8 protein-coding genes and 1 tRNA gene are annotated in these 12,085 nt (G+C 44.9%); all 9 read right to left on the bottom strand.

The features are described 5' to 3' along the window. Positions 1–4: 4 nt before the first annotated feature. A complete protein-coding gene (locus tag EXU85_RS01305; protein ID WP_142770349.1) occupies positions 5–1,129 on the bottom strand; it encodes a cytochrome c oxidase subunit II in 1,125 nt (374 codons plus the stop codon). A gap of 20 nt (positions 1,130–1,149) precedes the next feature. Then, a complete protein-coding gene (locus tag EXU85_RS01300) occupies positions 1,150–2,460 on the bottom strand; it encodes a quinol:cytochrome C oxidoreductase (protein WP_142770348.1) in 1,311 nt (436 codons plus the stop codon). Positions 2,461–2,551: 91 nt separating this feature from the next. Further along, the gene (locus tag EXU85_RS01295; RefSeq protein ID WP_142770347.1) at positions 2,552–3,157 is read right to left on the bottom strand and encodes a cytochrome c; all 606 of its coding nucleotides are present in this window, start codon (positions 3,155–3,157) and stop codon (positions 2,552–2,554) included. 14 nt (positions 3,158–3,171) lie between these two features. Further along, positions 3,172–3,705: a DUF3341 domain-containing protein gene (locus tag EXU85_RS01290; protein WP_142770346.1), complete on the bottom strand. Its 534-nt coding sequence runs from the start codon at positions 3,703–3,705 to the stop codon at positions 3,172–3,174. A gap of 79 nt (positions 3,706–3,784) precedes the next feature. Then, positions 3,785–5,215 (bottom strand): NrfD/PsrC family molybdoenzyme membrane anchor subunit, encoded by a 1,431-nt coding sequence (gene nrfD, locus EXU85_RS01285; protein ID WP_142770345.1) that lies wholly within the window; start codon positions 5,213–5,215, stop codon positions 3,785–3,787. A 98-nt stretch (positions 5,216–5,313) separates the two neighbouring features. Continuing rightward, the gene (locus EXU85_RS01280; protein ID WP_142770344.1) at positions 5,314–8,421 is read right to left on the bottom strand and encodes a TAT-variant-translocated molybdopterin oxidoreductase; all 3,108 of its coding nucleotides are present in this window, start codon (positions 8,419–8,421) and stop codon (positions 5,314–5,316) included. A 72-nt stretch (positions 8,422–8,493) separates the two neighbouring features. Beyond that, a complete protein-coding gene (locus EXU85_RS01275) occupies positions 8,494–9,792 on the bottom strand; it encodes a c-type cytochrome (protein WP_142770343.1) in 1,299 nt (432 codons plus the stop codon). Positions 9,793–10,044: 252 nt separating this feature from the next. Next, positions 10,045–10,115, bottom strand: a tRNA-Cys gene (locus tag EXU85_RS01270). Between the two features lie 142 nt (positions 10,116–10,257). Further along, a complete protein-coding gene (rpsA, locus tag EXU85_RS01265) occupies positions 10,258–12,045 on the bottom strand; it encodes a 30S ribosomal protein S1 (RefSeq protein WP_142770342.1) in 1,788 nt (595 codons plus the stop codon). Positions 12,046–12,085: the final 40 nt, after the last annotated feature.

Genomic DNA, 12,085 nt, shown 5'->3' with positions numbered 1-12,085 from the left:
GAAATTAATGGAGTACAGCACTAGCTACTGTTACGCCCTTTGGTAATGGTAATACGGATGCGGTTACACTATCTGCTGGTGCAGCCGTAGCGTCGGCTGGCAAATATTTCGCAGCCTTAGCCTTTAAATTTGCAGGTATCCGATTTGCTAATTCTGGAGTTGAGGTTAGCAAAGGTTTTTGGCTCTTACACCATGCCTGCCATGACACTTCATCTTCAACAACCAATCGTATACGCATTGAGAAGTGCCCTTGCCCACAGACTTCCGTACAGGCAATTTCGTAGGTAAAGTTAGGATTGCCTGTAATGTTTTTCATTTCATCTGTTGTTTTATCAGCAGTGAATTGAAAACGTGTTGGCATACCTGGTACTGCATCCATTTTCACCCGTAGGTGAGGAATAAATACACTGTGTAACACATCCCGAGCGCGGATCTTCAACAAAATTGGCTTATTAACAGGAATGTGCAGTTCAGAAGTTGATACAAAATCATCAAACGATGCTTCGTCTGTATAGTCAATTCCCGTCTCGTTATTATTGTCAATCAACTTATAGTTAAAGCTTCCCAGCTTGTTGTTGTCAACACCAGGGTAACGCGCAATCCAGTTAAATTGCTTACCCACAATTTCAAATACTTGCGCATTTTCAGGGGCTTCAGCCATGATATCTCGCCAGGCTCTCCATCCGGTGAAAACTAGCAAGGCCATGACAACAGCAGGAATAACTGTCCAGATTAATTCCAACTTATGATTCTCTGGGTAGTAAGCTGCTTTATACCCTTCTCTATGTTGATATTTCCAAGCAAAAAAGAATAACAAAGCGTTGGTTACAATAAAAGCAACCGTAATTATGCTCATTCCCAGCCAAAACAGAAAATCGGTATGACGTCCGTGTGGCGAAGACGCTTCTGGTAGAAAAAATTGTTTAGCATGCAGGAATGACCATACTGCAGCAATTAAGCCTACAACAAAGAAGACAATCATAAGTAACCCATTGATTCGGTTACTCATTCCAATGTGCCCTTCTTCAACCGGGCCATTGGCGTTCTTTACAACGGTGGCCATTCGGGAAACGACCACTGCCGCTAGTCCCAAAAAGATTACCGATAACAAAGCGACTATATAAACCATGATTTAATATGGATTAAGGATTAAATATCGTGGTGCAGAGTTTCCTCTAACATTGGGTGATTCTTAGGAATCAGGTTTGCTTTTGTCAGTTGTGAATAAAGACTCCAGATAAACCCACAGGCAAAAATCAGAATCATGCCAAATTCAACGAAGCCGAAACCACCGTGCGCACCTACTGTTCCTGGCATAATGTTGGTGTAAAAATCAAAGTAATGACCCACAATAATACCCCAGGCGGCAACTTTCAAAATAATATACGTACGCTTTGCGTCCCGTGTCATCAAAACGAGGAATGGAAATACAAAGTTTAAGAATATGTTTACGAAAAATGGAGCTTTATAGATTCCCCCGTAACCGCTAAAGCGCTCCCGATAATAGATTGTCTCTTCTGGTAAGTTCGCGTAGTAAATCAACATGAATTGGGCAAACCACACGTACGTCCAGAAAATACTGAAGGCAAACATGAACTTACCAAGGTCATGTAAGTGGCTTTCATTGACCCACTGCATATAACCTCGCTCTTTTAGCGTTACTACCGTTAAGGTAATGATAGCCAAACCAGTTACGTGCCAGCTTGCCAATGTATACCAACCAAACATGGTGCTGAACCAGTGAGTGTCAATAGACATGACAAAATCCCAAGCTGACGTAGAAGAGGTTACGCCAAAGACTAATAGGAATGCGACACCAAATTTAATACTCTTTTCGTAGTAAGATGTACCACCATACAAATCTTCCTGAAGTGAAAAACTACGTAACTTTTGCCAGAGGAAGTACCAAAGACCAAAATAGACTATAATGCGGCCTAAGTAAAAAGGCGTATTTAAAAAACCTTTTTTGCCATTGATAATGGGATCAAACTCAGGGCTGGCTTTGTCGTATAAAGCTGGGTTTGTCCAGTGGAACATATCATGCCCAGCAATAAAAAATGTAGCCAGGATCGCTACTAACATAAATGGCAAATAAGCAGGCATTGCTTCTGGAATGCGCTTAAAAGCAACTGACCACCCAGCCTGTGCTAAGTAATTATAAGACATGAAGAACATGCCTATAACAGATGCTCCTGTAAAATAAATTGCGTTAAGCCAGACATTAGCCCAAATACGGGTTGTCCATTTGTACTCATGATGCCCTGCTCCATGGGCTTCATGCGCTCCTGCAGCGTGGGCAGCTCCGTGGGCTTCATGCGAACCAGCACCTGATGCCAGTAGGTACGCGCCAATTGCTACCATCGCGACCCCTGCTCCGATGCCGATCAAAAGTCGACGCTTGGATTCCGCAGTAAATTCAAATTCTTCGTCTAAGGACGGTATTGCGTGAGCCGATGCCATTCTTATTTGGTTGTCAATTAATAAAAAGACGTTTGACGTCTATTAGTAGAAACTGCCTATGTCAGTGTCTATCACTGCGTCTGGCATTGTGTTAACCTTGTTGAAGTTTATGCACGTATTGCACAATCTTCCATCGATCCTCTGGCGTAATTTGTGAACCGTGAGGCCACATTCGGCCTTTTCCGTGTGTAATTACATGGAAAATATGGCCATCATTCATTGTCTTATAAGCATCAGTCGAGTAGTTAGGTACACCTTTATATTGTGCCGCAACTAGCCCATCACCTTTACCTGTTTCACCATGACAATGACTGCAATAACGGGTATATATGATTTTACCCTCTGCGAGCGTTTTTTCAGTCTCCGGAATCGGATTTATCAATACTCGTTCTGCTATTCCGATACTATCAGCCGGAATGTTGTACATCATTAAATCGGTTTTAGCATCACTGCCTTCACCAAATGTAGTATGATAATTAGGCCGGGCTACTGTACCACGTGCAGGAAGGCGCATATTTAATCCCTGAGGATTTATGGTGTTTGCCTTGATCTGACGATAGGGTTCATAACCTACAGCATCATACATCTGCGGGGCGTACTCAACGCCTGTGTTATCATGTCCCTTTTTGCAGGATGTTCCCACAAATAGGAGTCCAGCAATAGCCAGTGCTGTTACGCTCGTATGTTTAGTAATCATTCCCATCCTGAACATTAGAACTGCTTAACATTTACTTCAGCAGCGCCTGATTTCTTCAGAATCTGCTCAATATCACCCTCACCAATATTATTCTTGCTTAGGTCGATAGCCATTGCAAATTTATTATCGGTCGTTCTCAGATCGTACATTAACGGTTTTACCGTGGGTCCCATACCATTTGATACGATGAATGTACCAACCATGCCTAAGGCACAAAAGAGAACGGTTAACTCAAAAATAACCGGTACGTATATGACTGGTGAGTAAGAATCTTTACCCCCAACAATCATTGGCCAGTCAAAGCCTTCTGTGTAAAATGTCAAGGCAAGGGCTGTGAGCGTCCCGGACAGGCCAAACATAAAAGCAGCAATACCCAGACGACTACGTGGGTGACCAAGCGCAACATCTAATCCGTGAATCGGGAATGGCGTGTAGACTTCGTGAATCCGCACTCCTGCATTTTTAACCTCTTTAACGGCCGCTAATACTACATCGTCATCATCAAAAATGCCGACTAAGAATTTACCGCTACCATGTACGTCTGACATACCTTTTTTTCGTCTATTTCAGATTTTCTAATTTCAACCTCCACTGCTTAGAGGTTGAAATCAGAAACTTATAACTGTTTTATTCTACGTCTTTATTGAACGTTGGGTTAGCAACGCGCTCGCCTTTAGCAACGCCAGATACCGAAATTGGCAGTTTCTCAGACGATGATTTAATGATCGTTTTAACTTCAGCCATGTTCACAACTGGTAGGAATTTCGAGAACAACAGGAACAAAGTGAAGAAGAAACCGAACGAGAAAATATAATCGCTAATATCAAACAGCGTTGGGTGGAACATGGCCCAGCTCGATGGCAGGTAATCGCGGTGTAAAGAGGTTACAATAATTACGAAGCGCTCAAACCACATACCAATGTTTACAACTACCGATAACACGAACGTCCAAACAATGCTCCGACGAATAGCACGAGACCAGAAAAGCTGTGGTGTAATTACGTTACAGGTCATCATGGCCCAATATGCCCACCAATATGGTCCAGTAGCACGGTTAATGAATGCATAGCTTTCAAATTCAACACCAGAATACCAGGCAATGAAGAATTCTGTAAGATAAGCAACACCCACAATCGAACCAGTCAGGGTAATGACCTTATTCATTGACTCGATGTGCTCTAGCGTAATATAATCTTCAAGCTTGAATACGACCCGGATAATCAGTACCAGGTTTTGTACCATGGCAAAGCCGGAGAAGATAGCACCCGCAACGAAGTAAGGAGGGAAGATAGTGGTGTGCCAACCCGGAATAACCGATGTAGCAAAGTCCATACTTACAATCGTATGTACAGAAAGTACAAGTGGAGTAGAAAGACCCGCCAGAATTAAACTCATGTACTCATAACGAGCCCAGGTTTTGGCCGAACCATTCCAGCCTAATGAGAAGGCACCGTAGATATAACGGGATACTTTGCTCTTTGCTCGGTCGCGAATTGTAGCCAGGTCAGGAATAAGACCCATGTACCAGAATACCAGCGATACGGTAAAGTAGGTACTGATCGCAAATACGTCCCAAACGAGCGGAGATTTGAAGTTTACCCAAAGCGAGCCCAGTGTATTAGGCAATGGTAAACACCAGTAAGCTACCCATGGGCGACCCGCGTGCATCATAATGAAGCTGGCTGCACATAGTACAGCGAAGATGGTCATAGCTTCTGCCGCCCGGTTTACAGCTGTCCGCCATTTTTGGCGAAATAATAACAAAATAGCCGAGATCAACGTACCGGCGTGTCCGATACCAACCCACCAAACGAAGTTAGTGATGTCCCACGCCCAACCAACGGTCTTGTTCAGGCCCCAAACGCCTAAGCCTTCCCACCAGGTCCAGAATACGCAGGCAGCTCCGTAAATGAGCACAATCACCGCAATGGTAAAGGCGATGGTCCACTCGCGTGTGGGATTGCCTTCAACCTGCTTGCTGATATCCTCCGTCACGTCGGCGTAGGTTTTGCCACCGGTGATAAGGGGAGTTCTTACGGCTGATGTAACATGCGACATATACTTATTGTATTTACGATTTACGATAGACGATTTACGCTTTGTGAAATTACAATGTTTTACTGATTGCAACTCACTCGTTATAAATCGTAATTAGTTTATGCGTGTGACTCTTTACTGGTTTCCTTTTTAGGCTCTTCGTCCTTGTTCCGAATTTTTGTCAGGTATGAGATTTGTGGTCTCACATTGATTTCTTCCAGCACATGGAAAGCCCGCCCTTCTAATTCAACCTCAAGTATTTTAGAGATTGTACTCTCTGGATTGTTCATATCACCGAAGGTAATAGCATGAGTAGGGCAAGACTGCGAACAAGCGGTCTGAACTTCATCAGCTCCTAACTTACGGCGTTCTTTCTTGGCAGTCAGTTTGCTCTCCTGAATACGCTGTACGCAGAAAGAGCATTTTTCAATAACCCCCCGTGAACGAACAGTTACATCTGGGTTAATGACCATTTTGCCAAGATCATTATTGAAATGATAATCGTAATTATCATTATCAAAGTATTTGAACCAGTTGAACCGGCGTACTTTATAAGGGCAGTTGTTAGCGCAATAACGGGTACCAATACAACGGTTATAGGTCATTTGGTTTAGACCTTCCGTACTGTGCGTAGTAGCAAGAACTGGGCAAACCGTTTCGCAGGGAGCATTACTGCAATGCTGGCAAAGCATTGGTTGGAACGTTACTTCTGGATTAGCCGAAGCCACTTCCATTGCCGAGTAGTTTTCTGCTTCGCCATCGCTGCTGTAGTAACGGTCGATACGCATCCAGTGCATTTCGCGACGGTTAATTACTTCCTGACGACCAACTACCTGAATATTATTCTCCGCATTACAAGCAACTACACAAGTACCGCAACCGATGCAGGAATTTAAGTCGATAACCATACCCCAGGAATGGGTTGGTTTACCATAACCGTTCCAGAGGGTAATATCGTTTGGATCGGTTGGACCTACTGATGTTTGTACTTTAGGCTCATAACGACCTGCCTTCGGATTCTTTTGGTATTTAGCCAGAATAGACTCCTGCAGTACAGCCTGACGACCCATTACAGTATCGTGAGTCTGGGTCTGAGCAATCACATGTGAGCCACTTGCTTTTTCTACTTTTGCAGTAAACGCAGAATAAGTAATGTAACCACCCGTGATGCTTACAAATGGGTAGGCATTCTTACCAACTCCATTGGCTGATTTACCTGCTTTCTCACGACCATAACCGATAGCGATGGAAACCGTATTGTCGGCCTGACCGGGTTGAATTAATACAGGCAATTCAACTGATTTACCATTTACTGTTACCGTAACCAGATCATTTTGAGCCAGGCTCATATCATGAGCCGTTTTTTGCGAAATGGCCGCATAATTGTCCCAGCACGCTTTTGAAACGGGATCAGGTAACTCTTGTAACCAAGGGTTATTTGCGGTAGACCCTGTTCCAACACCAACTTTTTCGTACAACGCCAGTTCCATACCGGTCGTTGGTTTGTAGCGTTGTGCGATTCCCGAAGCGGCTTGCGCTACATTTCCAGCAAACGAAGCGCCACCAGCGGCTACTGCCCCTTTGTCTGGCTCAAATACGCCATCGTTAAGGCATTTTACCCAGAAGGCATCGAACGAGCTAAAGCCCGAAGCTTTTGGATACTGCGTTGAACGCCAGTAATTTTTCAGATACGTCTGATAATCACTTGGCTTACCAGCCCAAGTCAATAGGCTCGATTGGAATTGACGGGTTTTAAAAATCAACGTGATGGCTGGCTGCGTTAGGCTATAAAAACCTTGCTTTGGCTCAGCATCATTCCAACATTCCAGGAAGTGGGGAGCTGGTGTTATATACTTCGATAATGAAGCGGTTTCATCGGCCCGATCAGCAAATGAAACGGAAAGAGCAACTTTAGGCAATGCTTCAGCCAGTTCAGCACCACGCGGGTGGTCATAAACTGGATTTGCACCGAAGAACAATACAGCTCCAACCTGACCCGATTTAGCCTCATTAATAAAGGCATTCATCTGCTGGTCATTACCCTGACGGTAATTAACCGGCGAGTTGATGTCGATTGTTGAGCCGTAGCTACCTAGTAAATTGTTGAGCGCATTAACAACAATCTGTACGTTTGGATCATTTGATCCAGATACGACCAATGCTTTACCGCGCGAATTTGCCAGATCAGTAGCAGCTTTATCTAAATGCGCAACCTCAACAGATGGAGCACTAATGGCCGTTCCACCTAATTTAGCGGCTACCTTATTATAGAGAGCAGCAACAACCAGTCCTTCCTGAGATGGCTTGATAGGTGCCCGATAGTCAGCGTTAGAGCCCGTCATGGACAACCCTGTCTCAAACTGGTAATGCCGAGACATGGTTTTCTTACCACCACCTATTGCACCAATTTGGCGACCTTTTGCATAAGCCCCCATGTACTCGATAGGCGCAATCCAGGTTCCCAGGAAATCAGCCCCAACACTAACAATTGTCTCGGCTTTACTGAAATCATACGATGGGATAACCGCTTTGCCAAACGACGCTTGGTTGGCCTGTACAAGACCAAATACGGAGTTTGCATCGTAGGTAATGTGGCGAGTGGTTGGATATTTTGCAACGAAATCAGCAACCACAGCTTTGGTTGCTGGGCTAAGGATGGTAGACGTAATAATACGAATAGCGCCCCCTTTGGTAGCAACCGAATTCAATTGACTGATAATTTCCTTGTCGGCAGTGGCCCAGTCAATATCTGATTCGCCACGCTTTGGTCCTTTCAGCTTGTCGATATCATAAAGTGACAGAACCGATGCCTGAGCACGAGCGGTAGTAGCACCCTTTGATATGCTCGATGATGGGTTACCTTCTATTTTAATGGGTCGCCCTTCCCGGGTTTCTACCAGAATAGCCGCATAATCGCCACCTTCACTGAAGGTAGATGCGTAATAATCAGATATAGATGGGAATGTAAATTCCGGTTTGTTAATATACGGAATGGCTTTATGGACTGGTGTTTCGCAGGCTGCCAGCGATACGGCAGCCATACCAAAGCCCATTACTTTGAGGAAGTCACGGCGTTGGGTGTTTGAACCACCGAGCAAACCATCCAGGTCGTTCGACGATTCGCTCAGGTCAGGGTTAGCAAACTCGCTATTTGCGTTCTTAACGAACGTAGCGTCATTGCGTAACTCCTCAACCCCTTTCCAATACCGTTTAGATGTATTTTCCATGCGTGTTGTATGCGGTAAGTACCCTATTGGATGAGCTGGCCTTATGAGGCCCGGCCTATATGGCCCCGTGGATTAATAGTGACATTTAGAACATTCCAGACCACCGATATTGGCAACCTTGAGTGGTTCTTTGCTTTCTTTCCGGTGAAGAGCAACGAGCTTGTCATAGTAAGCATTGTCTTTGGTATTCACTTCCGTCCGGCGGTGACAATCGATACACCAGCCCATCGTTAACGACGAGCGAGCTTCAACGACTTCCATTTTCTCGATTTCGCCGTGGCAGGTCTGGCAGGCTACGTTACCAACGTTTACGTGTTGGGCGTGGTTGAAGTAAGCCAGATCAGGCAGGTTGTGAACCCGAATCCATTCGATGGGGCGATTCTCTTCAATAGCGGTGTAAATTTTTTGAATCTCTGGCGATTCTTTTTTGATTACACCGTGGCAGTTCATACAGATGTTGGCAGCAGGAATGGTAGCGTTCTTACCTTTCTGAGCACCGGTATGGCAATAATTACAGTCAATTTTATATTGACCTGCATGAAGCTTGTGTGAATAAGCAATTGGTTGCTTAGGGGCGTACCCTTGTTGAATACCGACTCCATAAGCTCCATCAATCGTTTCTTTTGCTGCCACTAACAGAAACAACCAAATTACGATAGAACGAAGAGTTGGGTTGTTAAAGGCATCCGACAAACCTGTCTTTAATCGTTGACCAAACGAAGAAGTAACCTGGGTTCCATCCGTAGCAGGTGTTACAGCTTTCGACAGAATGGTCACGATTACCAGTAGAACGCCCAGTACCAGCAACATAACAAGTAGGAGGGCAATCAGTACAAATGTGAAGAGTTCTGATGGACCTCCTGTCGATGCAGAACCACCACCAGTATTTTGAGCAACTTTAGCGTCACCACCTCCTGTAGAGGCTACTACTGGCTTGTTAGCCTGGTCAATATAGGCCAGAATTCCATCAATGTCAGCATCCGTTAAGTTTGGGAAGCTAGACATCTGCACCTTGCCGTTTGCATTGAATACCTGATTAGCATAGGCATCACCTGTAGCGATAACAGCAGATGAATTCCGAATCCATTTGTGCAGCCAATCTTTACTTGGAGCACGGCTCTCGATTCCTTTTAGACCAGGTCCTACAACTTTTTCAGCACTTACTGCGTGACATTGGGCGCAGTTGTTTGTAAAGAGGGTCTTTCCTTTTTCAGCATCACCACCGCCTGCTGGAGCAGCTGCAGCCGGGGCAGCATCTTGTGCCTTCACCTGGCCACCGGAAACCAGCAGCATAAGTGATAGAACTACGACTCCGCAAAGCTTGTATAAACAACTCATTTTATGAACTATATTAATTGAGTGAATCAACATAATCACCACTGCTTTTTTATTAGCGCCCAAAAGTACGACACGATTACTGTATAGGCAAAAATTGATGTTTAGTTATTTGTGCCACCGTTTTTATTTATATTGGTTCTAATTAACGACAAAAATAACCACGTTTTTTCCCTATACAACTGCTTAGCAATGATGTTTTTACTACAAAAAATGCCATTTTGCCTAGGCTCTATTTTGAGCGGTAGCAAAATGGCAAAAATAACGTAGTAATAAGGTATGCATTTGAGGTTCCGAGCGGATTCGAACCGCTGTACGAGGTTTTGCAGACCTCTGCCTAGCCACTCGGCCACGGAACCTTATAAAACCGAATACATGACAGGTCTTGGATTCGGGAGTGCAAACATACGATTTTATCTTTAATGTAGAAAAGTCAATTGCAAAAAAATGCCCCTGAACCAAAAAAGTCCAGGGGCATTCTATAATCCAAAGCTAAAAAGCTTAGTTACGACCTTCCATTTGCTCTTTCAACGCAGCTAGTGCATCGAGGTCTCCCAGGGTAGCACCCCGTTCAGCCTGAGCTGGTGCCGAAGCCGTTTTTGCAGCAGCGGCTTTAGGAGCCTTTTGCTCTTTAACTGGCTCGTTTTTCTCCTGCCACGTTTTTGTGTGCGAGAGCATAATGCGCTTCTCTTCTTTCGAGAACTCCGTTACTTTGAAATCAAGCGTTTCGCCAACTTCGGCAAACGTTCCGTCTTCTTTGCCCAGATTCTTGAGCGACGAGAAGCCTTCGATACCATAAGGTAGTTCGAGGGTGGCCATCTTGTCGTTTTTGCTCAAAATTGTGCAACGGTGTACAGTACCAACCGCAAATACGGTTTCAAAGGTATCCCATGGATTCTCTTCGAGTTGTTTGTGACCTAGCGCCAGACGACGGTTGTCGACGTCTAGTTCCAGAACAACAACTTCGAGTTCGTCACCAACTTTGATGAAATCCGAAGGATGTTTGATTTTCTTGGTCCATGACAAGTCAGATACGTGTACCAGACCGTCGATACCTTCTTCCAGTTCAAGGAACAAGCCGAAGTTGGTTAGGTTACGAACCAGACCTTTGTGCTTGGTTCCAACTGCATATTTCGTACGCAGTTCTGGGCGAGTCCAGGGATCTTCAGTCAGTTGTTTGATGCCTAACGACATTTTACGGTCGTTACGGTCAAGTGTCAGCACTTGTGCTTCTACTTCATCACCAACTTTCAGGAATTCCTGTGGGTTACGCAGATGCTGCGACCACGACATCTCTGATACGTGGATCAAGCCTTCTACACCTGGTTGAATTTCCAGGAAAGCACCGTAATCGGCTACGTTTACGATTTTGCCTTTCACTTTCGAACCAACCTGAATGTCTTCTGCCAAAGCATCCCAAGGATGAGCCTGGAGCTGCTTCATGCCGAGAGAAATACGCTTCTTGTCTTCGTCGAAGTCCAGAACCACCACGTTGACCTTCTGGTCGAGGTGAAGAACTTCCGATGGGTGGCTGATACGACCCCACGAGATATCCGTGATGTGCAACAGACCATCTACACCACCAAGATCGATGAACACACCAAAGTTGGTCATGTTTTTGATAACGCCTTCCAGAACCTGACCTTTTTCGAGGTTGTTCAGGATTTGAGCGCGTTGTGCTTCGAGGTCTTTCTCGATCAATACTTTGTGAGAAACGACAACGTTGTCATTAGCATAGTTGATCTTGACGACTTTAACCTCCATTTTCTTGCCGACAAAAATGTCGAAGTCACGAATCGGCTTCACGTCGATTTGCGAACCTGGCAAGAAGGCTTCAATGCTGAAAATATCGACAATCAGACCACCTTTCGTCCGGCGTTTTACAAAGCCATCAATCACGAGGTCTTCATCAAGCGCACGTTGAATTTTCTGCCATGCGGTAATCACTTTCGCTTTTTTGCGCGATAGGACTAACTGGCCGTTCGGGTCTTCCTGATTTTCTACGTAAACTTCTATTTCATCACCCATCTTCAGGTCCGGCATATCCCGGAATTCAGAAGCGGGTACCAAGCCGTCCGACTTGAATCCGATGTTGAGTAATACTTCCCGGTCCGTTATCCCAACGACGGTTCCCATTACTACTTCTTTCTCTTTAACTTCCGACAGGGTGTTGTCGTACAGTTCCAACATCCGGTTATGTTCTTCAACCGAATAGCCACTTCCAAATCCTTTGTTGTCTGCCCGGTCCCAATCAAATGCCGGCAGTTCGCGTTGCTGCGTTTTGCTCATAAAAAAAAGTTTCCTGACCCACTCAGTACATCAGCCCGTG

The organism is Spirosoma sp. KCTC 42546 (assembly GCF_006965485.1).
Classification (GTDB): Bacteria; Bacteroidota; Bacteroidia; order Cytophagales; family Spirosomataceae; genus Spirosoma.
Note: the sequence above shows the minus strand (reverse complement) of the source record. Positions and strands in the feature narration are given on the sequence as shown.

What these genes read in the sequence shown, in the direction of transcription:
- EXU85_RS01305 (WP_142770349.1), bottom strand. Translation starts at nt 1,129, where the DNA reads ATGGTTTATATAGTCGCTTTGTTATCGGTAATCTTTTTGGGACTAGCG.
- EXU85_RS01300 (WP_142770348.1), bottom strand. Translation starts at nt 2,460, where the DNA reads ATGGCATCGGCTCACGCAATACCGTCCTTAGACGAAGAATTTGAATTT.
- EXU85_RS01295 (WP_142770347.1), bottom strand. Translation starts at nt 3,157, where the DNA reads ATGATTACTAAACATACGAGCGTAACAGCACTGGCTATTGCTGGACTC.
- EXU85_RS01290 (WP_142770346.1), bottom strand. Translation starts at nt 3,705, where the DNA reads ATGTCAGACGTACATGGTAGCGGTAAATTCTTAGTCGGCATTTTTGAT.
- nrfD (WP_142770345.1), bottom strand. Translation starts at nt 5,215, where the DNA reads ATGTCGCATGTTACATCAGCCGTAAGAACTCCCCTTATCACCGGTGGC.
- EXU85_RS01280 (WP_142770344.1), bottom strand. Translation starts at nt 8,421, where the DNA reads ATGGAAAATACATCTAAACGGTATTGGAAAGGGGTTGAGGAGTTACGC.
- EXU85_RS01275 (WP_142770343.1), bottom strand. Translation starts at nt 9,792, where the DNA reads ATGTTGATTCACTCAATTAATATAGTTCATAAAATGAGTTGTTTATAC.
- rpsA (WP_142770342.1), bottom strand. Translation starts at nt 12,045, where the DNA reads ATGAGCAAAACGCAGCAACGCGAACTGCCGGCATTTGATTGGGACCGG.